Below are 23,648 nucleotides of genomic sequence, written 5' to 3'. Positions count from 1 at the left end.
TTGAGCAACCTGCGGCTAGTTTCCTAGTTTGCTCCTTGATTTTCATTGAGTATAAGATAAAAGCAAAGGGCTATCAAGTGATGTAGCCCTTTTGGATTATACAAGCAAATTACCATGCAAAAGCTGTCGTTGGAGCATTGAGCGCTTCTAACCACTGTTTATTTTTTACGGGGCAAAGAGTTACGGATATACCTGCCATATCTAGACTGGTCATAAATGTTCCTGATTTTATAAATGTAATAGTGATTCCTTCAATTTCTAAGAGTTGAAGGAGATCATTGATAAATATACCCATTTCTAAGTTGCTGGTAGTGCCTAGATTATTTACAAGCAATATAAATTGATCACCCTTTTTCCAATGATAGTGCAATCTTAATTTACTTATAATTTCATTTGCAAGGATTTCCGATGATTGAAATGGGACGATACGATAGCCTTCTTCGCCATGTATCCCAATACCATAAGAAATATTTCCTTCTTCCAAGTTAAATAGTGGAAGGGTGGCTTGGGGGAGACTAGCCGATTTCGTTGCAAAGCCAATTGTTGCGATTTCGGTAGCAAGTTCATAACCTAAATTAGTTAGTTGCTCGATGTCAGCACCGTTCTGAGCCGCATATCCTAGGATTTTATGAAGTAAAATAGTCCCTGCAAGCCCTCTTCCTCTAATTTGAAATCTATTGTGAGGTTCAATAGAAATATCGTCGTGTGCTAGACTATAGCCGACCTTAATTCCTTCTTGTCTAGCAGTATTAATGGCCCAGCTAAATTCTTTGATGTCTGCTTCGAAATTTTTTACAATGATGAAGACACCGTGACCATTGTTTAAAAAACGAATGGACTCTAAGATTTCAGTTCTTGTAGGAGGAGTAAATAATTGGCCATAGATAGCAGCAGTAAGCATTCCTTTTCCCACATATCCAATATGAGCGGGTTCGTGACCGGAACCTCCACCCGACAATATTGGAACCTGATGAGGATTGCGATTTTTTTGATAGACTAGTGGTAAAGTAGGGTGTTTTTCTAATTCAGGATGACTGCTGACAGTTGCTGAAATGTAACTTGAAATAATTTTCTGTTTATGATTTGAAATAAATGTCATTGTGGCCTCTTTCCAATAATTGTCATGATGAGATAGTCTGGTTGTGGAACTGGACTTTTTTTATTGACGCAAGCCTTCACGATTTCTGCTAGAGCATGTGAGTGATAATCTAGCAAAAAACAAGTATAAGCAGATGAATCGCTATCAATCTGACCATATTCTCTTAAAATTTTTGATACAAGCAAGCGACAGTAGCTGATAAAGTGGTCATAGAAGTTATTTTGCCCTTGAATATCAAAAAGTTGAATATAAAAATCACGCTCTTGTTCGAAATAAAGAAATAATTCTTGTAATAGTTTTTGGCCTGAAATGAAGTCCAAGTTATTGGTGATATACTCGGTTAAGTCAGTTTCAAATATCCAGTCTAGCAGTTCATATTTGTCAAGAAAATGATTGTAAAAGGTCTGTCTACGAATGCCAGCTGATTCCATGATATCTACAATGGAGATTTTATCAAATTCTCTAGTAGCTAATAGGTCTCTAAATGCCTTGGCAATCCGTTTTTTTGTAATGAGTGATGATGCCATAGGAAGCCTTTCTTTTACTTACTTCATTTTACCAAAAAAATGTTTGAAACGGGTTTAAAAGGGGACAAATAATAGAATCTGTCCCTTATCATCCAGCAATAAAAAGTATATAATGAAATCGAAAACAAAGGTAGATGCCGAAAGGAGTTTCTCATGAAAAAAATTATAAATGAACCGACACAAGTTGTTGATGAAATGTTGCAGGGGTTGTCATTCATGCATGATGACTTGGTTCAACGCTTAGATGGTTTTGATGTTATCGTTAGAAAGGCAGAAAAGACAGGAAAAGTTGGACTCATTTCAGGTGGAGGTTCAGGACATGAACCCAGTCATGCTGGATTTGTAGGAGATGGAATGTTGTCTGCTGCAATTTGTGGAGCAGTCTTCACTTCACCTACTCCGGACCAAATTTTAGAAGCCATTAAGGCGGCTGATGAAGGTGCTGGAGTTTTCATGGTCATCAAGAACTATTCTGGTGACATTATGAACTTTGAAATTGCACAAGAACTTGCTGAAATGGAAGGTATTGATGTAGCAAGTGTTGTAGTCGATGATGATATTGCGGTTGAAAATAGTCTCTATACCCAAGGCCGTAGAGGTGTTGCAGGTACTATTTTAGTTCATAAAATTTTGGGTAATGCGGCTCGTTCTGGTAAATCATTATCTGAAATGAAGGACTTGGCCGACAAACTTGTCTTAGAAATTAAAACAATTGGATTAGCTCTATCTGGCGCTACTGTTCCAGAAGTTGGGAAACCAGGATTTGTTCTAGAAGATGATGAATTTGAATATGGAGTTGGTATTCACGGTGAGCCAGGATATAAAAAAGAGAAAATGCAACCTTCAGCACAATTGGCCTCAGAATTGGTTGAAAAACTATCTGAAGGTTTCCAACTTAAGGCTGGTGAACGCTATGGCCTTCTCATCAATGGTTTAGGAAGCACTCCTCTTATGGAGCAATACGTATTTGCAAATGATGTGGCTAAATTGCTCCATGAAAAAGGTGTTGAGTTGGCATTTAAGAAAATTGGAAACTATATGACATCAATCGATATGGCTGGCTTATCATTAACATTGATTCGATTGGCAGATGATGAATGGTTGGATGCTCTAAATGCACCTGTTACTACACCAGCTTGGTAAAATTCAAGGAGGAAATGTCGCATGAATGCTGAACAAGCTCTTGAATGGATGAAGCTTTTTAATGAAAAGATTCAAGAACAGAAAGATTACCTTAGTGAGTTAGACACTCCGATAGGAGATGGAGACCACGGTGGAAATATGGCGCGTGGCATGGCTGCAGTTATGGAAAACTTAGAAGGAAAGCAATTTGAAACTAACAGTGATGTGTTTAAACTTGTCTCAATGCAACTGCTGAGTAAGGTAGGCGGTGCTTCTGGTCCCTTGTATGGCTCTGCTTTTATGGGCATGGCCAAGGCTGACTCTAATTCGAAAATAGAGGAAATCTTACAAAGCGGTTTGGATATGATTGTCAAACGTGGGAAAGCAGAAGTTTGAGAAAAGACAATGGTTGATGTTTGGACTCCTGTTATTGCTGCTTTGTCTGCTGGTCAATTGACTCAAGAGGTTATTGATAAGGTAGTGAATGCTACCAAAGATTTACTTGCAACTAAAGGAAGGGCGTCTTATGTAGGAGAACGTTCTCTTGGACATATTGATCCTGGATCATTCTCATCAGGATTACTCTTTACTGCTCTTTTAGAAACTGGGGTGGTTTAATGGGAAGTATTGGTCTTGTTATCGTTTCACATTCCAAAAACATTGCAGAAGGTGTCGTTGAACTGATTAGTGAAGTAGCTAAAGATGTTCCGATTACTTATGTAGGAGGAACCGAAGATGGAGGAATTGGAACAAGTTTTGATCAAGTAGATAGGGTTGTTTCCGAAAATCCAGCAGATACCTTATTAGCCTTTTTTGACCTGGGTTCTGCTAAAATGAACTTAGAAATGGTGGCTGATTTCAGTGATAAAAGTATCATCATCAATAGGGTTCCAATTGTAGAAGGTGCTTATACTGCAGCTGCTCTTCTTCAGGCTGGTGCAGAACTGTCAGTTATTCAAACACAGTTGTCTGAGCTTGAAATCAATAAATAAGGAATTTTACTATAACACTTTTTATAGGTGGGCTATTGATTATCTCAACTATCAAATTTTAAGTAAATAAAAAGGGATTGCTTTGGGCAGTTCCTTTTTATTTTAACAAGAGTAAACCTATAGTGTTTCTAAATTGTGAATCATTCAAAACTGATTGTGATGAGACTATTCTAGCTTTAGAATCCTTCAAAAATTAAAGTTTAAGGCAATCAATTACATAGAAGAGTACGAAAACATTTAGTTTATAGGAATTCTAGACCTAGAATCACATGGATATTTATGAAGTTAGGGTATTCGATAGTTAGGATTGTTCTATTCTGGACGATTTGGGCTGTTAGTTGTATAGAAAGTGTTCGAATTTTTTCAAGTGATTAAATTAGTTAATTGTATGAGGTGCTTTATGATATAATGTTCTTAATGAATTTTTAGAAAGGAAAACCTCAAATTGTCCTACAAATTTCTACTCTTCGACCTCGACCACACTCTTCTTGATTTTGATGCTGCTGAGGATGTGGCTTTGACCCAACTTCTAAAAGAAGAAGGAGTTGCGGATATTCAGGCTTATAAAGATTATTACGTTCCTATGAACAAGGCTCTCTGGAAAGACTTGGAGCTGAAGAAAATCAGTAAACAAGAGCTGGTTAACAAGCGCTTTTCTCGTTTATTTGCTCATTTTGGACAGGAAAAAGACGGTAGTTTTCTTGCCCAACGTTACCAATTTTACCTCGCCCAGCAGGGACAAACACTATCGGGCGCTCATGATCTCTTGGACAGCCTCATTGATCGTGATTATGACTTGTATGCTGCGACAAATGGCATTACTGCCATTCAGACAGGACGTTTGGCTCAATCTGGTCTAGGACCTTATTTCAATCAAGTCTTTATCTCTGAGCAATTGCAAACTCAAAAGCCGAATGCTCTATTTTATGAAAAAATCGGTCAGCAGATTGCTGGATTTAGTAAAGAAAAGACGCTGATGATTGGAGATTCTCTAACCGCCGACATTCAAGGTGGCAATAATGCGGGGATTGACACAATCTGGTACAACCCTCATCACCTCGAAAATCACACACAAGCCCAGCCAACTTACGAAGTCCATTCTTACCAAGACTTGCTGGATTGTTTGGATAAAAATATTCTTGCAAAGATCACATTTTAAAGGAGACGAGCTAATGACTACAAAAAAAGCTAATATTACTATTGAAGAGTACATTGAAATGTCTGAAGTTGATTTTAATGAAGCTGTTAATTATGAATTTACATCTGACACTTGTCAATTAGCAAATAGTATTTATCAATCTCTTTTTAAGTTTTTTGATAAGAAAAATTTCTCTGGCGATTTAATTTTTACTTGGAAATCTTCATCATTAGTCAAAGAAGGGGATTATATTGGGAGAAGGGATTCACAAGTAGATAATCTTAGAGTAATAGGAAATATATTTCCGAATTATCTTACTAATCGAAAATATAGCCTCAATATGAATCGTAATGGCTGTATGGGAGATTTTCCTCATGACTTTTTTGATATATACCTAGATCATGTAGCAAAGTATGCCTACGAACAAAAAGTTAATAATATTAAAGAGTATTATCCTTTAAAAAGAGCGATTTTACACCAAGAGAATGCATTGTATTTTCGATTGTTTTCTAATTTTGACGACTTTTTAGAAAAAAATTATTTAAAAACTATATGGCAAGTTTCTAAAGAAACTCCTTTTTCTGAAATGGATTTTAATATGTTTAAAAATATTTCAGAAAAGATAATCTTCGAAAGAGGTAGTAAAATGCTTAATGATTTAAAAAGTAATTATAAAAAATAGCCAGTCTTTATAAACTGTATTCACGTATTCAAATCGTATATAGTCGATTTATTAAATCTTTAGATAAACTGTAAAAAGTGGTTTAGAAAGCCACTTTTTGCTATAATAGAGGCAGTAAAAACGAAGGAGTCGGCTATGGAACACTCGTCTTGGCATGCTTTGATTAAGGCGCAATTACCTGAGGGTTATTTTGGGAAAATCAATCAGTTTATGAATCAGGTCTATGCTCAGGGGACTATTTATCCACCCAAGGAAAAGGTTTTTCAAGCTCTCTTGACAACACCGCTTGAAGACGTTAAGGTGGTCATTCTAGGGCAAGACCCCTATCACGGACCAGGGCAAGCTCAGGGCTTGAGTTTTTCTGTCCCTGACTCTATTCCAGCTCCGCCGTCCTTGCAAAATATCTTGAAGGAATTGTCAGACGATATCGGCGTTAAGAAATCTCATGATTTGACAACTTGGGCTGAGCAAGGAGTCTTGCTTCTTAATGCTTGTTTGACGGTTCCTGCTGGACAGGCCAATGGTCATGCTGGTCAGATATGGGAGCCTTTTACGGATGCTGTGATTCAGGTGGTCAATCATCTAGATAGACCAGTCGTTTTTGTACTCTGGGGAGCCTATGCACGTAAGAAGAAGACCTTGGTTACCAATCCTCATCACTTGATTATCGAATCAGCCCATCCCAGTCCTTTGTCAGTTTATAGAGGATTTTGGGGTTCCAAGCCTTTTTCCAAGACAAATGCATTCTTAAAAGAGACAGGACAAGAGCCAATCGATTGGCTTAGATAAGGAGAAAATATGCCTCAGTTAGCGACGATTTGCTACATTGATAACGGGAAAGAACTGCTTATGCTCCACCGCAATAAGAAACCCAATGATGTCCATGAAGGGAAATGGATTGGTGTGGGTGGTAAGCTAGAGCGAGGAGAGACCCCTCAGGAGTGCGCGGCGCGTGAAATCCTCGAAGAAACAGGGCTCAAAGCCAAGCCAGTTCTAAAAGGTGTCATCACTTTTCCTGAATTTACGCCAGATTTAGACTGGTACACCTATGTTTTTAAGGTGACGGAGTTTGAGGGGGACTTGATTGACTGCAATGAGGGGACGCTAGAATGGGTTCCCTATGACGAGGTTTTGAGTAAGCCGACTTGGGAAGGTGACCATACCTTTGTTGGGTGGCTTTTAGAGGATAAACCCTTCTTTTCAGCCAAGTTTGTTTATGATGGGGATAAATTGTTGGATACCCAAGTTGATTTCTATGAATAAAGGAGAAAGTAGATGCTACTAATCAAAAATGGTCGTGTAATGGATCCCAAGTCTGGTTTGGATCAAGTGTGTGATGTCTTAGTCCAAGATGGGAAAATTGTCAACATTGCGTCTGAGATTAAAGAAGAAGGGACGGAGGTGCTTGATGCTAGTGGTCTTGTAGTTGCTCCTGGCTTGGTCGATATTCATGTTCATTTCCGTGAACCTGGTCAAACCCACAAGGAAGATATTCATACAGGTGCCCTAGCAGCTGCTGCCGGTGGTTTTACAACGGTTGTCATGATGGCTAATACTAGTCCAACCATTTCGGACGTGGAGACTTTGCAAGAAGTTCTTCAATCTGCTGCCAAGGAAAAAATCAATGTTAAGACGGTTGCGACCATTACGAAGAATTTTAATGGGCAAGATTTGACTGACTTTAAAGCACTCTTAGAAGCTGGAGCTGTTGGTTTTTCTGATGACGGTATTCCGCTTGAAAGTAGTAAAGTTGTCAAGGAAGCCATGGAGAAAGCCAAAAAGCTTAATACCTTTATTAGTCTTCATGAGGAAGATCCAGGTTTGAATGGGATTCTTGGCTTTAACGAAAATATTGCTAAAGAACATTTCCATATCTGTGGTGCAACTGGGGTGGCTGAGTATGCTATGATGGCGCGTGATGTCATGATTGCCTATGCAACCAAGGCCCACGTTCACATCCAGCATTTGTCGAAGGAAGAAAGTGTTAAAGTAGTGGAGTTTGCTCAGGGGCTAGGTGCGCAAGTCACAGCAGAAGTAGCGCCACAGCATTTTTCTAAGACTGAAGCGCTCCTTTTGACACAAGGAAGCAATGCTAAGATGAATCCGCCACTTCGTTTGGAATCAGACCGTCGTGCCGTGATTGAAGGTCTTAAATCAGGCGTCATCACAGTTATCGCGACAGACCACGCGCCTCACCATGCGGATGAAAAAAATGTTGAGGATATTACCAAGGCGCCGTCTGGTATGACTGGCTTAGAAACATCTCTTTCTCTCGGTTTAACTTATTTGGTGGAAGCTGGTGAGTTAAGCTTGATGGAATTACTTGAAAAAATGACATACAACCCATCCAAGCTTTACAACTTTGAAGCAGGTTACTTGGCTGAGAATGGTCCAGCGGACATCACTATTTTTGATGCTAAGGCTGACCGCCTTTTGGACTCCCATTTTGCTTCCAAAGCAGCTAATTCACCATTCATCGGTGAAACCTTAAAAGGGCAAGTTAAATATACCATCTGTAAGGGACAAATCGTTTATCAAGCTTGATAGGAGTTGGAATATGAATTATTTTCGAAAACGTAGGGAGAGAAAAGCAAAATCTAATAGCGGAATTTACTGTCCCGCATCTAATCGTTCTAAAATTCAATATGAAACTAAAGAAAAAGCTGACCATGCGGTTCAATATGATAATGGAGGTTTAGTTAGAAGCTATTATTGTCGTACATGTGCGTGTTGGCATACTACTTCAAAATCTAATAATCCTCCGCTAAGTTTGAAAAACTATGGTCTGAAACTCTTTGGTTTAGATAAATCAGAATAGAAAGAGAAGTATGTATAAGACAAAGTGTTTACGAGAGAAGTTAGTATTATTTTTAAAGATATTTTTCCCAATCCTGATCTACCAATTTGCCAATTATTCTGCCTCTTTTGTTGACACTGCAATGACAGGTCAATACAATACTATGGACTTGGCTGGTGTGTCTATGGCAACCAGTATCTGGAATCCTTTCTTTACCTTTCTAACAGGAATTGTGTCGGCCTTGGTGCCCATCATTGGTCATCATCTTGGTCGAGGCAAAAAGGAAGAAGTTGCGTCAGATTTTTACCAGTTCATCTATCTGGCCTTGGGTCTATCTGTGATCTTGCTGGGGATGGTGCTTTTCTTGGCACCACCAATCTTGAATCATATCGGACTAGAAGCACCAGTGGCAGCAGTAGCGGTTCGCTATCTTTGGTTTTTATCTATCGGGATTATCCCCTTGTTGCTCTTTAGTGTCATTCGTTCCTTACTGGATTCGCTGGGCTTGACCAAACTGTCTATGTATCTCATGCTTTTGTTACTCCCTCTCAATAGCGGTTTTAACTATCTCTTGATTTACGGTGCCTTTGGAGTTCCAGAGCTGGGAGGGGCTGGTGCTGGTTTAGGTACTTCCTTGGCTTATTGGGTCTTGCTGGGAATTTCTGTTCTGGTTTTATTTAAACAGGAGAAGCTCAAAGCCCTACACCTTGAAAGACGAATTCCATTTAATATGGATAAAATCAAGGAAGGAGTTCGTTTAGGTCTTCCTATTGGGGGAACTGTTTTCGCGGAAGTGGCTATCTTTTCCGTGGTTGGCTTGATTATGGCTAAGTTCTCGTCCTTGATTATCGCTAGTCACCAGTCAGCTATGAACTTTTCAAGTCTCATGTACGCCTTTCCCATGAGTATCTCGTCTGCTATGGCTATTGTCGTTTCCTATGAAGTGGGAGCCAAGCGATTTGATGATGCGAAAACCTATATTGGTCTAGGAAGATGGACTGCCCTCATTTTTGCGGCCTTCACCTTAACCTTCCTTTACATTTTTAGGGGAAATGTGGCCAGTCTTTATGGTAACGATCCAGAATTTATTGATTTGACAGCGCGTTTTTTGACTTATAGCCTTTTCTTCCAGTTAGCAGATACCTTTGCGGCACCGCTTCAGGGAATTTTACGGGGGTATAAGGATACCGTTATTCCTTTTTACCTTGGTTTGGTTGGTTACTGGGGGGTGACACTCCCAGTAGCTATGGTATTCGACTCTCTAACAGATTTTGGAGCTTATTCTTACTGGATTGGTTTGATTATTAGTCTAATCGTGAGCGGGGCTCTCTACCGTTGGCGTTTAACTGTTATTGTGAAGAGATTTGAATCCAGAAAAGCTTGATTTTTAAAATTCCTACAAGCAAAAATATCCTTCCTTATCTACATTATTTTAATTAGTAGTAGGTAGACGAGAACTTCAAAAATATAGAAACAATTGATATTTCACGCTACTTTACTGGTATCAGATATCAAGAAAAGAAGTTGCTTATTTTTAGCAGCTTCTTTTCTTGATAAAAATTTTACATAAGTTATATTACGTAAAATTATAAACTATCCAAGGCATTCTTTTGTTCATCATTGACGATATGAGTATAGAGGTCAGTGACTTGTGTACTGGCATGTCCTAGCTGGTGACTGACCAAAACTTGCGATTTAGTAGCATCATAGAGCCTAGTTGCTAGGGTATGGCGCAGTTTATGGGGTGTTACACGGACTTTGAAGTCCTCTGAGTATTTAGCAACCATTTTCTCAACGCTGGAAGCGTCAATACGATTGGGAACACCTCTATAGAGTGTCAAAAAGAGGGCTGTGTCTGTTTTTTCCGTCTTATAGCGTTGATTTCGAATGGCCAGATAATTCTCTAAATAAGGCTTAGCAAAGGCAGCAACATTGACCGAATCGCGTTTGCCACCTTTTCGAGTGACATCAATAACCATCATTTTTAGATTGAGATCTCTTAAATCCAGATTAACAGCTTCAGATAAGCGAACACCCGATGCCAAGAGAAGGGCAATAATGGCTAAATCTCGTTCTTTATTTTTGTTGAATGATGAGAGAGCTCGATTTGAAAGCTGTTGTGGGTACTCTTGGTCAATATAAGTTAGAAAACCTTCTGTTTCATCACCTAAAAAGAGTTTTTGCTTGATGTTTTCAGCTCTGGCAGCAAGGGTCTCTTTCTTTTTCTTTGTTGAAACTTTCTTCATTACATTACGATAGAAATAAGGTTCGCCCTGGTCGTTTTCAACCTCCTCGGTCAGATACTTGTAAAGACTGGAAAGCGCTGATAAGGTCCGATTGATGGTTGTCTGAGAAACACCTTGTTTGCTTGTATTGGCATTCAGCAAGGGACGTTCACGTAGATAAAGTATAAAAGCCTCCATATCTTTCTTTGACATGTTTTCCAAGACAGATAAAGGAATATTAGACATTTTATCAGCGTTTGAGATACCAGACTCCAAAACCCAGCTGAAAAATCGATCATATTCCTTGAGGTATTCGTACAAGGTTGTAAAACTGTAAGGAACAGCAAGCTTAGATTGGTAGTATTCAAGAATATACCAGGGCATGATTTGTTTTAGTTTGTCGATTCGTTCCAGTAAAATCTCACGTTTCATGTATTTTCTCCATAAATAAGTCTATTAGTAGTATAGCATGGACTTATTTATTTTTCAAGAAAATTATAGTTTTTCGGAAAGATGTTATAGAGCTTTTTAAAAAAACTTAGACCTGTGTAATACGGATCTAAGTCTTTGGAGTTTCATTGTGAATCATTAGCTAGTGCTTTTTCTAGCTTCCAAATACTAAACCAGAATGAAATAGTTAACAGAATAAGGAAAATAAAAAAATCTCACCCACTAAAGTTCTGTTAATACTACATAACTGAAGAGCTATATAAGGGAGCTATGAGATACAAAATGCACTGTATAATTGCTATTGTTTTCTTTTTCATGATTTTAATCTTACTGTACAGATTTGATACAGTAAACTCCTTTCTAGCTTTATGCTTTATCATTTCTAACTTAATTATAGTCTTATTTTTACCAAAGCTCAATTATTTATATGTAAAATTCCTCATCAGTAAAAAATAACCGATCTCATTGCTGAGAATCGGTTTTCTAAATAAATCAAGTCAGCTGTTTGCATAATATAAATTATGTAAACAAACTCTACAACAACAAATCTTTGACTTTCCCAATTTCGCTTTTTGGAATAACCAGGTGAATCATATCACCCAGATACATTCTGGTTGAGCCGTTAACTGTTTGGCTCTTGCCATTATGGACTTGGGTAGTGATGAGGACGTTGTGTGGTAAGTTGAGTTCATGAACTTGTTTCCCAGCAATTTTATCAGAAACTGGTATTTCGATAAGTGTAACTTCTCCTTCGCTGGATACTTCTTCTGGAAGCATTTTTTCCAGCATGGCTTCATAGACTGGTGCACCCTTGAGCAAATCCATGATAATATAAGAAACAAGAGTGACAAGACCAAGTGGCATGAGGTTGCGAATATCTCCTACCATCTCAGTTACGAGGATCATGGCAGTTAAGGGAGCTTTTGATATTGCTCCAAAATAGCCACTCATTCCTAGAATGACAAATATAGGGAATTGCTCTTGACTGACAAGTCCAAGATTGACACAGATAACACCAACTAGGGCACCAAGTAAGGAACCGAGAGCCAGAATTGGCAGGAAAATTCCTCCTGGAAGACCACTTCCATAACTAATCATGCTCCAGATAAAGCGAATTAAAAAGTAAGCTAATAGAACTTGAAAACTAAAATCTTGCTCAGTTGGGGAAAGTACCAGCTGATTTCCACCACCAAGGATGTGGGGTAAAAAAATTCCGACTGGTATGATGAGAATGAAGGCCAGAATTGGATAATAAGCTCTATCCAAATGGATTTTTTGACCAATCCAATCATAAAGTCTACCGACATCGAGCACAGCTTTTTCATAGAGAAAACCTGAAAATCCAAGGAAAATTCCCATCACAAGATAAATCCAGTATTGATCTAGGGTCATGAGAGGAATGTTATCTGGCATATCCAATACTGGTGTCAAACCGAACATGAGCAGAGACACAAAGTTTGCTACGATGCTGGCTGCTAGTGTAGAAACCCAGAAAAAGCGCGAAAAATGGTGATAAACTTCTTCTACTACAAAGAGGAGGCCTGCTATTGGTGCATTAAAGGCTGCGGCTAATCCTGCTGCAGCTCCACTTGCAATTAAGGAACGCTCCTCTACTGGACTGGATTTGAGCCATTTGGCAATACCTTTACCACCGACTGCTCCCAGTTGAATACTTGGTCCTTCACGCCCCAGCATGAGTCCACTGGCAATAGCAAGCATTCCTAGCACATATTTTTTCCAAAGAACGCCCCACCAGTTGAGGGACATGAGGCCTTTCAGTTCGGCTTCGACTTGCGGAATTCCTGATCCTTTGATATCTTTTTCTGATCGAGTTAATTTAGCACTGAGCCAACAGATGAGTATATAAAACAAAACCAGTACAAAAAGATTGCGCACTAGGTGCCCTTGATCTTGATAAAGTCCTTGTATCAGGTGGAAGCCCTTTTCAATTAAGAAACGAAAGGATCCGACGATAATTCCAACGACGAGGCCGACAATGATTCCTCGTCCAACTTGGGATAATATAGTACTGGATGCAAAGGCGAATTCTTTCTTAGAACGGACTATTTCCGACTGTTCCTCCATGGTATCTCCTTTCAATTAACTTTCTTTTTTACCAAAAACCAGTGATTTAATTGGTTCAAAACTGGTTCGGTGAATTGGGGTAATTCCTAGTTTTTCTAGTCCTTCTAGGTGTTTAGCAGTTCCATATCCTGCATTGGCAGTAAAATCATAGCCAGGAAACTGCTGATCGTAGTCCTTCATCAATTCATCACGGGTCACCTTGGCTACTATAGAAGCCGCTGCAATAGAGAGGGAATTAGCATCACCTTTGATGATGGAGGTTTGTGAAATGGGCAACTCCAGTTTCATGGCATCTATCAAAAGGTGCTCAGGTTGAGGACTGAGCTGGGAGATTGCTTCCTGCATGGCCAGTTTAGTTGCTCCGTAGATATTGACTTGGTCGATGACCTGATTATCCATGATACCAACGCCAATTGACAAGGCTTGGTCTTGAACTGCTTGGAAAATCTCCAGATGTTTCTTTTTAGGAATTTTCTTGCTGTCGTTGAGACCTCTAATCTTACAATTTTGAGGTAAAATAACAGCTGCAGCGACTACAGGACCAGCCAGAGGACCTCGGCCGACCTCATCAACACCAGCAATTAAGGTCAATCCTTGCTTGTAAAGTTCTTTTTCGTAGGAAAGCATGGCTTCCAAACGAAAATCCTCATCCAATTCAGCCTGAATGGCTTTTTTACGCTTGCTGATTTCCTTTTGAACTCCAGAGCGACTATCCTGTTCGAGTTGTAAAAAAAGAGGGTTATCTAAGTCCTTGACCGTTGCAAGAAGTTCTTTTATTTCTTTAATCGTCGCCATAGAGGTCTTTCAATGTATCTAAGGTATAGTTACCGAGTTTGCCATCACGGACTTCCTTCACGAAGAGACTGTAAAAACGGTCATAGTCATCACGGAAACCGAGGGCACGGGTCATATCCATAATAATCACAGGCGCTTCCTCTTCAATTTTCATTTGTTTGAAGCGTTCAGCCAACTTTTCTGGATAATGTTCTTTGAAATAATTGAGGCCAAAAATAGTTACCTCATCCATAGGAAGCAACTGGTCTTTGATAGCTCCAGTCAAGGCCAGTTTCAGTGCAACAGTTTCATCCTCAAACTTAGGCCAGAGAATCCCCGGTGTATCCAAGATTTCCAGGTCTTTATTGGTTTTGAGCCATTGTTGCCCCTTGGTAATCCCTGGCTTGTTTCCAACAACAGCAATTTTCTTACCAGCCAAACGATTCATCAGAGTTGATTTACCAGCATTTGGAATCCCAATAATCATGGTACGCAAGGTTTCAATCTGAATACCACGTTCTTTCTGACGAGCAATCTTATCGGCCATGAGCTTTTTGGCCGCATCTGTTACAACTTTTACAGTCACTTGCTCTTTGGAATTGATAGTCAGCGTCTGGATTCCCTGTGATTCAAAATACTGACGCCATTCTTTGGTCATTACTGGATCGGCCAAGTCCGCCTTGTTTAAAATCAGGAGTTTCGGTTTATCACCAACAATCTTGGTCAACATAGGATTTTGACTAGATAGAGGTAAGCGTGCATCCACCAAAATCGTTACAAAATCAACAAATTTTAGATTTTCCTGCACCTGCCGACGCGCTTTAGACATGTGACCAGGAAACCATTGAATAGTAGCCATTGAGTTTTTTTCCTTTCGTAGCAAGGGTTTAGAGCCCCTATTTTATTTTACTATTGTCTAAACACCAAGCGAACACCAAAACTACCATGCAATGGAAAAACCTCTGATTTGATTCTCACTTGATTTCACAATCTTTATATCAAACTGTGGGTGGTATTTGACAATATCTTTTTTGATTTTTAATAGTAAATTCGAAATAATATTTTTAGGTGAGTAACGTGGACTAAGATGTAACAAGTCTTTGAACTCATCGACACTTAATTCTACTTTATTGCTATTATCACTAGTTTCAATGAATTTTTCAATTATTCTGGAATATTTACAGGTATAACTTTTCAATTCTTCAAAATGGAAATTGTGATTTTCTACAAATTGATTTAAGGCTTTTACAGTATTTTCTTGTGAACGATTTATATTATGTGTATAGCCCATTGTTGTCTCAAAGTTAGCGTGTCCTACTCTAGTCATAATATCTTTCACTGCTATGTGCATCTCATTACTTTGAAGGTAACTAATATGCATATGCCTAAACGAATGGGGAGTAACATGTTTTACCCACTTAAAACCATAGTCACTTAAACAATTTGTCAATAATTTTCCTTCTATTCGTTTCAAAATTTGACGAAAAGTGCTTGATGTTATTGGAGAGCCGTATTCTGTTCTAAATACACTTTCAGAATGTGTAAAAGCAGGACAGGGATGTTTCTCCATATAAGCATCAAACTCTTTATTTCTCTGTATTGTCCTTTTAATAGCTTCGCTTGCAGCTTCAGGCAAAGCTACTTCTCTAATTGAATTGAGTGTTTTAGTTGTATCAAAGTGAAATTGTTCAACTTTTAAACAATGATATTGAAGTGCCTTATCAATATGCAAGATTCCTTTTTCAAAATCAATATCTGATGGTAAAAAAGCAGCTTCACTAATTCGAATACCTGTAAGCAACAATACTATAGCAAGATCATAATAGTTTGCATTTCTGCATTGGCTTAATACATCAAAAAATGCGTGTAATTCATGGATTTCTAGAAATTTAGAATCATGTCTTTCTTTTGCTTTACGCCTTTTCTCTAGTGAAATATCTAGTTTTACCGCAGTCATAGGAGAGAACTTAATGACATTATATAACACACCATGATTAAAAATCTTATTACAAGTACTTTTTATATGAGTCATTGTTGAAGGTGATGCATCATATATTTCTAAATATTTATTGAGACTTTTTTTCATCAGAAGTGGAGTAATCCTGTCTAATAAAAAATCATCTCCTATAATTTTCCCAAGACGCTTCATCACCAGTAGTTCTCTCTGAATTGTTTGTGGTTTAACAGAGACACACCAAGTCTGAAACCAATTTTCTTTTAACTCTCCAAATGTTGTAATCAGTTCAGGGCTAAACTGACTTTCAAATGAAGTAGTTAGTCTATCTATCTTATCAAGAACCTCTCTTTCAGCTTGTTTCCTCGCCCTACTAGTATTCCTAGTGTAACTTACAGTTACTGATTTCCACTTTCCTGTTAGTGGATCTTTGTACTTTTCAACCACTTGATATAAGGGTTGCCCTTTTGAATTTGTTTTAGTTACATAATACATAATTTAATTCCTCTTAACTCTTAAAAAGAAATAAATCATTGTTGTATAGAATAAATAACTACCCTATATTATACCATGACTTCCTTATTTTGTCCGCTTTTGCTTCCATCTTAAGAAACTTTCAAATCCTTCTAGATTAATGAAAACAAGTTTATGGGTTGGGTTAATTACATACATGGAAAATGTTCTGTTTTCTCGCATTTCTTTAATCCATCTGTTCAATGTATATTGATTTAAACCATCCCATCTTTTTAGAATTCCTTTTTTATCGGCCCATTCTGCAATGGAATTTTCGACAGATATATATTTTATATTCATGTCATCATCCTTCCTAAAAAATATTTTCTCCTCCATGGCATGACTGATGAAGTCATCATAAGAATTTCACTTGCTGCTCTTTCACGGTGGCAGCCTGAACGGTCAGAAGTATCATTGTATATCATTTGTATCATGGCATATAAAGTATCGCTCTATTTTATTGATGGTTTTAATATCGCTCTTATCATGGCGAGCCATTCAAAACTGCTCCACAAATGAGGAAAGTACCATTTTGGACTATTCAATTGTCAATGTGCTTTCTTAACCTAATACTTTTTGGAGTAATGGTCTTCTTTATTATCCACTCGACCTACAAGGTAATCTAAACTTACATTATAAAAATCTGCAAGTTTGATAAGGTCATCTATAGAGATTAACCTGGTACCTGATTCCATTTTAGAATACGCTGATCTTGTACAATTTAAGATTGTTTTTGCAACATATTCTTGTGTCAAATCATCATCCTCGCGTAAATCTCTAATCCTTTTCAACATCCAATGTCTCCTAAAACAAGTATAATATAGTTATTTTCTTATTTTTAAATATGTGACAAATTGGCACATGAAACTATTCTATATATACCTTTTAGGAAACTGTTTACTCTAAATGTATCTCATTTTCCTTAATAGATTTCATATTTTGTTTTTCCTTATATTTCTTTATTGTTTTATTAAACATTTCAAATAAATTTATTGCTTCTCTATGTTGTTCCTTCAGTGTTTCAATCTTTCCTTTATATATGTATAAATCCTTCTCTATTGTATCTACTGAACTTTTACCTTGAATACTATTTTCTAAATTGCTAGAACTATTTGTCGTATCTTTCAACAATACTTCCTCTAAATTAGTTAAATCATTAATTTTATTTTGGACTTGTTCAATCATATTCTCTAGATATGATATTTGGGCAATGAAATCATTTGTTATATCTTCAAAATCATTCGAACTATTTTCCGCAGATATAAGAAAATCTAATTGTTCTATTTTTTCTTTAATTTTGCTAAGAGGAATTCTTCTATACATATACTGTGGTTCATACTGAAGATTAAATTGTCTAATCAAAGTTTTACCTTTCATAAATCGATTTTTTTCTACTGAATCTTTATGATATACATAGTAAGAACTAGTTTCTCTGAGAAATACTTTAACTTTTTCTTCTTCCATATTGATCTGAATATTTGGTACAAAAATAAGTCCTTCTTGTCGGATACCAAACTGTACCTTAATGTAAATTCCATCGTCTACTACTTCTTCTATTTGATTAAGATTCAACTCTACTTCAAACTCATGAACAGCATCTCTATTTCTCTTGAAATCTTGATAAGATTTCCATACCATCTCTTCTGACGGCAACTCTTTTTCTTTAATTATCTTTTCTTCATTGTAAAGTTCAACTAAATTTTTATTATCTAAGACAAAAGTTTCATTTTTGTTATTAAAATAGTCTTGAAAATAACTAACACTATACAGATTCGTTTTTACCAATTCCTGCTCTGCAAGCTTAATCCCATCAAATTCAAATAGAACATGTTTTTCTTTCGGAATTATTTTTAAGCCAAAAACTTCTGCTCGTTGAATCAATTCATTCATATTCTTCATTTTCGGAAGTAAAAATTCTAATATGTTTATGATTTCCCTTTGAACAAACTTTTTCTCAAAATAAGTTTCATTATAAGGTTGTTTTCTACTCAATTTACTATCACGTACGACTTGTTTCATATTTGAATCAGTCATAAAATAAGTAACATGCTTGTGTCTAAAATCAATTTTTAAATGTAAAGCTTTAGCTTTTTTCTTAAGATCTTCAAAATTTTTCGAGTTCTCGATTAGAAAATATACCCGTTGTTTTATTTCATATTTGTAATTTGTTTTGCGATAAACTTCATACTGACGATGCGAATAACGATTTTCTATAATTTTTGCCCCTGCAATTTTTGAAAGACGATCAGAAACCATTCGTAGATTATGTTCTGCCTTATAATCCCATAGAAACTTTTTATCAGAATTCTGATCAATTGAATTTAGGATGATGTGATTGTGGATATGACCTTTATCGACATGAGTTGCTACAATAAAACGAAATCTACCTCCTGTCAACTCTTTAGCTGCCTCATAACCAATTCGATTGATTTGTTCAGGAGTGAGATGGTCATCTGGAGAAAAGGACTGAATGATGTGATGAGAATGAATTTTTCGTTGATTTACTTCTTGCCTATCATGACGAAATTCATAAAGAGTATCATTACTTAAAAAATTATCATTGTACATCTTCACTAGTTCTTTATAACTAGGAAAATCTAAATAATTTCTCATACCAAAATCTGAAACTAGTGTTAGATTTTTTGTTTTACTTGGATTCAAAATATATTTGATTAGTTTACTACGATAATTTTTTCCATGAATCGCAAAGTGTTTAGTGATGACCATAAAATTTCCTCAATTTTTCAGATCGAATAAGAAAATCTTTCTCCACTTCTACTATTAACTCTTCTATACCTTTTCTCAACTCATTTAATTCAACTTCCGTTATTAAATTCGAATAATTTATGCTTCTGGCTATTTGATTAATATTATTTCCGATTCGTTTTAATTCAAAAATCAAATCTTGATAACTATTTGTATCAATGGTGATAAAATTCATACCAGGATCTAGTAGAGTTCGTCTAGCATATTCTGAGAATGATAAGCAGTTACTTTTTGAGATATTTTCATTCAATTTGACTAATTCTAGATCAGATAGAAAGACTTTTTTTAAATTTGTTCTATATCTGTGCTCCACTCTACTACCTCATGTATTTATTACAAAAATCTTCACTAAGAGGACCTGTTTTTTCTACCTCTTTAATTAATTCCTGAATACAAGTTAACAAAATAGAAACATGTTCGTGAGTAACCTGATGATTTGTTTTAGCAATTATGAATACTTCATGAACATCACGACTAATTTGTTCCAACTTTTGTTTTTTCCAAAGGTTGAACCATTTTTCCATCTGTTTTTGTCCATCAGATAATAGTAAGCTTTTACGGAGAAAATCAGAAAAATTATCATCTCCTTTCTCTCTCATTAAATCTAGTATTTGTTTTTCTTCCGTTTCTGTTAAGCGAAATTGTTTCCGAATACTACGTATATTTCTTTTCATATGATTTATCCTCTCTCATAGATACTTGTACTGACAATGTAAGCTTACATACACTGTCAGTACGTTTTACAAAATAGATTCAACATTTTTGTATGGCTTTGCGAGCTCAGATATTGTGTCCACAATATCCCAAAAATCATATCGCCTGCCATTTCAAACCTCACGGTTCAAAAAACAAACGATATGAAAATGTGGTGGCACGCCCCCAAACCCCCAAGATAAATCTAAATTAAAAAAAGTATAACAAATACTTTTTGATAAAATTATCACAGAAAAAAGAGCCCTGTCGGACTCTTACAAATTAAAACAATGTCTCTGATATTCATACTGTCTAATACCACTACTGTCTTTGTTCATCTTGATAGAAAAAACAAAGTAATGATCACGACCGTCTAAAGATTTACTTTTGTTAAGTTTAAAATAATGTTTTTGAGACATAGCCATTGTGCGTAAAATATCATCTGTGATAAATGTTAATGGTATATCTAAAGCTGAATACTTGTAAAAATCTGACTCAAACTGTAAATAAGAATCTGAAAAATAATCTAGCTGTAATTTATCATCATATAATTCTTTACGATTCATGTAATTCCTCCCCTTCTATCTGTATATCGAGTATATCTTCCCATTTTAATCGAAGAAAACCAGTGTCTGATTTTATAGATATAAACTCTTTTCCAATCTCTTTAACAATACCTGATACTACTTTTCTTTGATTAGAAAACTTAAAAACAAAAGTTGCAGGGAATACATTCGTATAAAGTTGACGAACAAATAGAACTTTCTCTTCCAATGATAGGGAAATGGAGATATCTTCTTTATTTTTTTCTGCCCAAAGAGAACTGGAATGTTCTGATAAAAAGAAGCCCATCCACTTAGCCATGCCACGATCCTGATATACTCGGGCAGACTCAAAAGGTAAATAAGAACGATTCATTATTTTAGTCCATCTAATCCTCCAGCTGAATGACCACCAATGAGTTTGCTTCTAGCAATTGTTCTAGAAGCTTGATCTAGGGCATTACCTTTCAATAGTGAAGTGAACCCAAATTCTGTTCGAATAGCATCGATTGCGGACTGGAGCCTTTCTTCTTTTTCTATTTTCTCAATATCATCAAATAATGAAATCAATCCAAAGGATTCATCCACTAAACCAGAATAGTTAACCGCAACATTCCTGATAGCTCCTGAAGTATATTTAGTGTGAAATAACTTTAAAACGTAGTTTGTCAGTAGTGCTGTTTGATTAGTTGGTTCAATTTTCATTTGAGTATTGATAGAACGCTTTTGTTCCACTTTAGAGTAGCCTAGATGTATAGAAACTACTGTTGCTTTTTTACCAGATCTTCTCAATCTAACTGCAACTTGTTCTGCCATCTCACGAAGTATGATCTCAATATCTCTTTGTTTAATATAATCTTTTGGTAAAACTTGAGAGTTCCCTATCCCTTTTGACTTTGGCTTATAAGGTTTATGAACATTACTTTCATCAATCCCATTGGCATGGAACCATAACTCTAGACCCATGATACCAAGCTCTTTTTTAATCAAGTCAGGATTAGCCTGAGCCAATTCTTTAATCGAAAAGATACCTAAATTATGTAATCTTTTCTCCATGCGATTTCCAATTCCCCAGAAATCTGTCATTTTAGGAATAGTCCATACTTTCTTTTCGACATCCTCATAGGACCAATTGGCTCTCATTGTCGGAGTCTTTTTAGCTTCATTATCAAGTGCCAGCTTAGCTAATAAGGGATTGGCATTAGACATGCCTACAGTTGAATAGATTCCAGTTTTTCTCCAAATCTTTTTTTGAATAGCAGCCGAAATAATATCTAATTTATCTTTCCTACTAATACTTTTATCTGGTACAAAATAATTTAATGAACTTGTTAAATCAATAAATCCTTCATCAATTGAGTAGGGATAAATATCATCTGGTGCTGCAAAATCTTGAAAGATTTTTTGAATCTCCATGTTGACAGCAATGTAAGTATCCATTCTCGGAGGAACAATCACGGTTGATTTTGCCCATTCCTCTATATAGCGGACATAGTCTATCGTTGTCGGTAAACCTTGCTTCTTAGCATTATAATAAGAGAATTTGCGAGTCTTTACATCAAATGGTAAATCATAGGAACGTCCAACGTTCGACTTTCCAAAGACCTTTTTAAACATAGGAGAGGAAGCAAGGATTAAACCCGCAGAATTATCTGCACGACTCATAACACAAAGCGAAGTCTTAAGTGGGTGTAATCCTCTATCTACACATTCTACACTTGCGTAAAAAGATTTCATATCAATAAAGGCAATGTCACTTTGAGGTTCGAGACTATAATCAAACCAACTCATACTTAGTCCTCTAAAGGCATAAAGTTCCCAACTATTTTCCCTATAATGCGAGGATTCTCATCATAAGGCGCAAACTTATCTGAATAGTTCCGATTGAGTGAAACTAAACGAAGCCCATTTTCTTCACGATACACTTTCTTAATATATGTTTGACCATCCCAATCTATGGCATAGATAGCCCCGTCATAATCAAATCCCGTTTGCTTAATAAGGGCTACAGAACCATCTTCATATGTCGGTTCCATTGAATTTCCAAACACCCATGATGCAAAGTCATAATCAAATTGATGATTAAAATAAACTGTATCGTAATTACCATCATCAAAATAAGCTGTTCCTGTACCAGCTGATAATTTTTCGTAAACTTTATAAGCAAAACGCTCAGGAATTTCTACAACCTTCGCATTCTGTTTGTTCAATAGTTCTGTAGCATAATGAAGTGTTGCTTCTTGATTCCTTTCCGTTAGTTTGAGATAGGTTTCTACTATTTCATACTCTGATTCAAAATATCGAGGGTCTACATTCAAAATCTCACTCAATTTGCTTAGATTATTTTGATTAGGTTTTGTTTTACCTGATTCCCAATTAAAGTACGAAGCTCTACTAATTCCCAAACTGGATGCAAGTTGAGATTGAGATAATCCTTGACTTTCTCTTTTTTCTTTTAATTTAGTAGGTGAAAACATTTGTTCTCCTTTTGTAAGTTTATTAACTAACAAAAGGATACCATAGCTTATTGAAAAAATCAAGAGTTTAATAACCCCCAAGATTTAAAATAATCATAAACTGTGCTTAATTTGTACTTATATTGCTAGGAAACCATCACTTAAGAAAGTTATAACTTTTGAAAAAGATAAAGAACAAGCAAAAATAGAAAATAAAAAAAAGGATCGTTATTTTTAAAATGACGATCCAATAGACTATATTTTAAAACTCATGATCTAACAACCATTTCGATTAGTTAAATCTTTCAATCTTTCTTCTCCAGATTTAAGCATCTCTTTCTCCACTTGATTCCATTCTCCAAATAGTAAATCATGAAGAACGGTTGCTGCTGAAGTTTTATCTTCTCCTGAATCATATACACAACTTCTATCTCGTTGGTAAATTTGAATTCTTTCAAAGATAGCTAGTTCTTCCAATTGTCGTGTATTATTAACTAGATGATTTACAATGAAATCATGATGTTCTTTTGGAGTTGCGCGTGCTTGATTTGGATTGATAGCGTATAGTTCTTCGTATCGGATAAGGGTGCTCAGATAGGACAGCTTAGGTTTTGTCGCAATCAAGGCTAATTGTACTTCATATCCCTTATTTTTCAAGAGTTGTGCTGTTTTCTTTGGAACATCAACTGTTCGTAAAGTTCCCTCTATCAAAAGATTGTATCCCAAATGACTCAATTCTCTTACTAAAGACTCTACCATTTTACCTGCAAAATATTTGGTGTATTCAACACTGTCTTTGCCATATTCTTGCTGCAGTTCTAAATAGTGTGGAT

27 protein-coding genes and 1 pseudogene are annotated in these 23,648 nt (G+C 36.4%); 10 read left to right on the top strand and 18 right to left on the bottom strand.

The features are described 5' to 3' along the window. Window positions 1-109: 109 nt before the first annotated feature. Both dhaQ and dhaS read right to left on the bottom strand, forming a co-directional pair. Window positions 110-1,099, bottom strand: coding sequence for a DhaKLM operon coactivator DhaQ (dhaQ, locus tag HT701_RS02650; RefSeq protein WP_138705841.1), 990 nt, complete (start codon window positions 1,097-1,099; stop codon window positions 110-112). Then, window positions 1,096-1,626, bottom strand: coding sequence for a dihydroxyacetone kinase transcriptional activator DhaS (dhaS, locus tag HT701_RS02645; RefSeq protein WP_000168611.1), 531 nt, complete (start codon window positions 1,624-1,626; stop codon window positions 1,096-1,098). The genes dhaQ and dhaS overlap by 4 nt, the downstream gene beginning before the upstream one ends. Window positions 1,627-1,779: 153 nt before the next feature. Here dhaS and dhaK point away from each other — a divergent pair, with 153 nt between their 5' ends. From dhaK to pdrM, 10 genes and pseudogenes are all read left to right on the top strand, one after another. Continuing rightward, complete coding sequence (gene dhaK, locus HT701_RS02640) at window positions 1,780-2,769, top strand: dihydroxyacetone kinase subunit DhaK (protein WP_050236560.1); 990 nt, start codon at window positions 1,780-1,782, stop codon at window positions 2,767-2,769. A 21-nt stretch (window positions 2,770-2,790) separates the two neighbouring features. Then, window positions 2,791-3,366 (top strand): annotated as a pseudogene (gene dhaL, locus HT701_RS02635) (dihydroxyacetone kinase subunit DhaL). Next, the gene (gene dhaM / locus HT701_RS02630) at window positions 3,366-3,740 is read left to right on the top strand and encodes a dihydroxyacetone kinase phosphoryl donor subunit DhaM (protein WP_050236558.1); all 375 of its coding nucleotides are present in this window, start codon (window positions 3,366-3,368) and stop codon (window positions 3,738-3,740) included. The pseudogene dhaL and the gene dhaM overlap by 1 nt, the downstream one beginning before the upstream one ends. A 445-nt stretch (window positions 3,741-4,185) precedes the next feature. Continuing rightward, a complete protein-coding gene (locus tag HT701_RS02625) occupies window positions 4,186-4,899 on the top strand; it encodes a YjjG family noncanonical pyrimidine nucleotidase (protein ID WP_050236557.1) in 714 nt (237 codons plus the stop codon). Window positions 4,900-4,912: 13 nt separating this feature from the next. Beyond that, a complete protein-coding gene (locus HT701_RS02620) occupies window positions 4,913-5,560 on the top strand; it encodes a hypothetical protein (RefSeq protein WP_050236556.1) in 648 nt (215 codons plus the stop codon). 135 nt (window positions 5,561-5,695) lie between these two features. Continuing rightward, window positions 5,696-6,349 (top strand): uracil-DNA glycosylase, encoded by a 654-nt coding sequence (locus tag HT701_RS02615; protein ID WP_023939074.1) that lies wholly within the window; start codon window positions 5,696-5,698, stop codon window positions 6,347-6,349. Window positions 6,350-6,358: 9 nt separating this feature from the next. Beyond that, window positions 6,359-6,823: an 8-oxo-dGTP diphosphatase gene (locus HT701_RS02610; RefSeq protein WP_001135770.1), complete on the top strand. Its 465-nt coding sequence runs from the start codon at window positions 6,359-6,361 to the stop codon at window positions 6,821-6,823. Between the two features lie 12 nt (window positions 6,824-6,835). After that, entirely contained in the window at window positions 6,836-8,104 is a 1,269-nt protein-coding gene (locus tag HT701_RS02605) for a dihydroorotase (protein WP_172931193.1), read from the top strand. Window positions 8,105-8,117: 13 nt separating this feature from the next. Beyond that, on the top strand, window positions 8,118-8,378 hold the full coding sequence (locus HT701_RS02600) for a hypothetical protein (protein ID WP_001105920.1): 261 nt from the start codon (window positions 8,118-8,120) through the stop codon (window positions 8,376-8,378). A 10-nt stretch (window positions 8,379-8,388) separates the two neighbouring features. Next, complete coding sequence (pdrM, locus tag HT701_RS02595; RefSeq protein ID WP_031222554.1) at window positions 8,389-9,741, top strand: sodium-coupled multidrug efflux MATE transporter PdrM; 1,353 nt, start codon at window positions 8,389-8,391, stop codon at window positions 9,739-9,741. A 202-nt stretch (window positions 9,742-9,943) separates the two neighbouring features. On the opposite strand, the gene xerS is transcribed toward pdrM, so the two are convergent. From xerS to HT701_RS02520, 16 genes are all read right to left on the bottom strand, one after another. Then, window positions 9,944-11,014: a tyrosine recombinase XerS gene (xerS, locus tag HT701_RS02590; RefSeq protein ID WP_000817848.1), complete on the bottom strand. Its 1,071-nt coding sequence runs from the start codon at window positions 11,012-11,014 to the stop codon at window positions 9,944-9,946. A 552-nt stretch (window positions 11,015-11,566) separates the two neighbouring features. Next, the gene (locus tag HT701_RS02585) at window positions 11,567-13,117 is read right to left on the bottom strand and encodes a ClC family H(+)/Cl(-) exchange transporter (protein WP_172931192.1); all 1,551 of its coding nucleotides are present in this window, start codon (window positions 13,115-13,117) and stop codon (window positions 11,567-11,569) included. 15 nt (window positions 13,118-13,132) lie between these two features. Next, on the bottom strand, window positions 13,133-13,912 hold the full coding sequence (locus tag HT701_RS02580; RefSeq protein ID WP_172931191.1) for a ribonuclease HII: 780 nt from the start codon (window positions 13,910-13,912) through the stop codon (window positions 13,133-13,135). Beyond that, on the bottom strand, window positions 13,899-14,750 hold the full coding sequence (gene ylqF / locus HT701_RS02575; protein ID WP_023939079.1) for a ribosome biogenesis GTPase YlqF: 852 nt from the start codon (window positions 14,748-14,750) through the stop codon (window positions 13,899-13,901). Before ylqF ends, HT701_RS02580 begins: the two co-directional genes overlap by 14 nt. An 81-nt stretch (window positions 14,751-14,831) precedes the next feature. Beyond that, window positions 14,832-16,340, bottom strand: a complete 1,509-nt coding sequence (locus HT701_RS02570; protein ID WP_000291923.1) for a site-specific integrase — start codon at window positions 16,338-16,340, stop codon at window positions 14,832-14,834. Between the two features lie 84 nt (window positions 16,341-16,424). Beyond that, window positions 16,425-16,658 carry a hypothetical protein gene (locus HT701_RS02565; protein ID WP_001022845.1) on the bottom strand — a complete coding sequence of 78 codons (234 nt, stop codon included), beginning with the start codon at window positions 16,656-16,658 and terminating at the stop codon, window positions 16,425-16,427. After that, on the bottom strand, window positions 16,655-16,792 hold the full coding sequence (locus HT701_RS11245) for a hypothetical protein (RefSeq protein WP_153299086.1): 138 nt from the start codon (window positions 16,790-16,792) through the stop codon (window positions 16,655-16,657). The genes HT701_RS02565 and HT701_RS11245 overlap by 4 nt, the downstream gene beginning before the upstream one ends. Window positions 16,793-16,924: 132 nt before the next feature. After that, entirely contained in the window at window positions 16,925-17,152 is a 228-nt protein-coding gene (locus HT701_RS02560; protein WP_000919632.1) for a helix-turn-helix transcriptional regulator, read from the bottom strand. Window positions 17,153-17,255: 103 nt separating this feature from the next. Then, window positions 17,256-19,085 carry an SAG1250 family conjugative relaxase gene (locus HT701_RS02555; RefSeq protein WP_000237134.1) on the bottom strand — a complete coding sequence of 610 codons (1,830 nt, stop codon included), beginning with the start codon at window positions 19,083-19,085 and terminating at the stop codon, window positions 17,256-17,258. Beyond that, entirely contained in the window at window positions 19,072-19,437 is a 366-nt protein-coding gene (locus HT701_RS02550) for a MobC family plasmid mobilization relaxosome protein (RefSeq protein WP_000401236.1), read from the bottom strand. The genes HT701_RS02555 and HT701_RS02550 overlap by 14 nt, the downstream gene beginning before the upstream one ends. 4 nt (window positions 19,438-19,441) lie before the next feature. After that, window positions 19,442-19,798: an SAG1252 family conjugative relaxosome accessory protein gene (locus HT701_RS02545; protein WP_000827835.1), complete on the bottom strand. Its 357-nt coding sequence runs from the start codon at window positions 19,796-19,798 to the stop codon at window positions 19,442-19,444. 294 nt (window positions 19,799-20,092) lie between these two features. Then, window positions 20,093-20,383, bottom strand: a complete 291-nt coding sequence (locus HT701_RS02540; protein WP_001080184.1) for a DUF5960 family protein — start codon at window positions 20,381-20,383, stop codon at window positions 20,093-20,095. Beyond that, window positions 20,373-20,738, bottom strand: a complete 366-nt coding sequence (locus HT701_RS02535; RefSeq protein ID WP_000981955.1) for a hypothetical protein — start codon at window positions 20,736-20,738, stop codon at window positions 20,373-20,375. Before HT701_RS02535 ends, HT701_RS02540 begins: the two co-directional genes overlap by 11 nt. Continuing rightward, window positions 20,735-22,150, bottom strand: a complete 1,416-nt coding sequence (locus tag HT701_RS02530; RefSeq protein ID WP_000118333.1) for a Y-family DNA polymerase — start codon at window positions 22,148-22,150, stop codon at window positions 20,735-20,737. Before HT701_RS02530 ends, HT701_RS02535 begins: the two co-directional genes overlap by 4 nt. Window positions 22,151-22,152: 2 nt before the next feature. Next, entirely contained in the window at window positions 22,153-22,836 is a 684-nt protein-coding gene (locus HT701_RS02525; RefSeq protein ID WP_000492698.1) for a LexA family transcriptional regulator, read from the bottom strand. Between the two features lie 255 nt (window positions 22,837-23,091). After that, a partial coding sequence (locus HT701_RS02520; protein WP_172931190.1) for a zeta toxin family protein occupies window positions 23,092-23,648 on the bottom strand: 557 nt, incomplete at its 5' end.

The sequence above is a fragment of the Streptococcus sp. 10824 genome (genome assembly GCF_013276595.1).
Lineage (GTDB): Bacteria > Bacillota > Bacilli > Lactobacillales > Streptococcaceae > Streptococcus > Streptococcus pseudopneumoniae.
The sequence above is the reverse complement of the archived record's forward strand: the minus strand, read 5'-3'. Positions and strand labels throughout refer to the sequence as shown.

Bases quoted from the DNA above. Each gene is read 5' to 3' on its own strand.
- dhaQ (WP_138705841.1), bottom strand. From the start codon at position 1,099: ATGACATTTATTTCAAATCATAAACAGAAAATTATTTCAAGTTACATT.
- dhaS (WP_000168611.1), bottom strand. From the start codon at position 1,626: ATGGCATCATCACTCATTACAAAAAAACGGATTGCCAAGGCATTTAGA.
- dhaK (WP_050236560.1), top strand. From the start codon at position 1,780: ATGAAAAAAATTATAAATGAACCGACACAAGTTGTTGATGAAATGTTG.
- dhaM (WP_050236558.1), top strand. From the start codon at position 3,366: ATGGGAAGTATTGGTCTTGTTATCGTTTCACATTCCAAAAACATTGCA.
- HT701_RS02620 (WP_050236556.1), top strand. From the start codon at position 4,913: ATGACTACAAAAAAAGCTAATATTACTATTGAAGAGTACATTGAAATG.
- HT701_RS02615 (WP_023939074.1), top strand. From the start codon at position 5,696: ATGGAACACTCGTCTTGGCATGCTTTGATTAAGGCGCAATTACCTGAG.
- HT701_RS02610 (WP_001135770.1), top strand. From the start codon at position 6,359: ATGCCTCAGTTAGCGACGATTTGCTACATTGATAACGGGAAAGAACTG.
- HT701_RS02605 (WP_172931193.1), top strand. From the start codon at position 6,836: ATGCTACTAATCAAAAATGGTCGTGTAATGGATCCCAAGTCTGGTTTG.
- HT701_RS02600 (WP_001105920.1), top strand. From the start codon at position 8,118: ATGAATTATTTTCGAAAACGTAGGGAGAGAAAAGCAAAATCTAATAGC.
- pdrM (WP_031222554.1), top strand. From the start codon at position 8,389: ATGTATAAGACAAAGTGTTTACGAGAGAAGTTAGTATTATTTTTAAAG.
- xerS (WP_000817848.1), bottom strand. From the start codon at position 11,014: ATGAAACGTGAGATTTTACTGGAACGAATCGACAAACTAAAACAAATC.
- HT701_RS02585 (WP_172931192.1), bottom strand. From the start codon at position 13,117: ATGGAGGAACAGTCGGAAATAGTCCGTTCTAAGAAAGAATTCGCCTTT.
- HT701_RS02580 (WP_172931191.1), bottom strand. From the start codon at position 13,912: ATGGCGACGATTAAAGAAATAAAAGAACTTCTTGCAACGGTCAAGGAC.
- ylqF (WP_023939079.1), bottom strand. From the start codon at position 14,750: ATGGCTACTATTCAATGGTTTCCTGGTCACATGTCTAAAGCGCGTCGG.
- HT701_RS02570 (WP_000291923.1), bottom strand. From the start codon at position 16,340: ATGTATTATGTAACTAAAACAAATTCAAAAGGGCAACCCTTATATCAA.
- HT701_RS02565 (WP_001022845.1), bottom strand. From the start codon at position 16,658: ATGAATATAAAATATATATCTGTCGAAAATTCCATTGCAGAATGGGCC.
- HT701_RS11245 (WP_153299086.1), bottom strand. From the start codon at position 16,792: ATGATACAAATGATATACAATGATACTTCTGACCGTTCAGGCTGCCAC.
- HT701_RS02560 (WP_000919632.1), bottom strand. From the start codon at position 17,152: ATGTTGAAAAGGATTAGAGATTTACGCGAGGATGATGATTTGACACAA.
- HT701_RS02555 (WP_000237134.1), bottom strand. From the start codon at position 19,085: ATGGTCATCACTAAACACTTTGCGATTCATGGAAAAAATTATCGTAGT.
- HT701_RS02545 (WP_000827835.1), bottom strand. From the start codon at position 19,798: ATGAAAAGAAATATACGTAGTATTCGGAAACAATTTCGCTTAACAGAA.
- HT701_RS02540 (WP_001080184.1), bottom strand. From the start codon at position 20,383: ATGAATCGTAAAGAATTATATGATGATAAATTACAGCTAGATTATTTT.
- HT701_RS02530 (WP_000118333.1), bottom strand. From the start codon at position 22,150: ATGAGTTGGTTTGATTATAGTCTCGAACCTCAAAGTGACATTGCCTTT.
- HT701_RS02525 (WP_000492698.1), bottom strand. From the start codon at position 22,836: ATGTTTTCACCTACTAAATTAAAAGAAAAAAGAGAAAGTCAAGGATTA.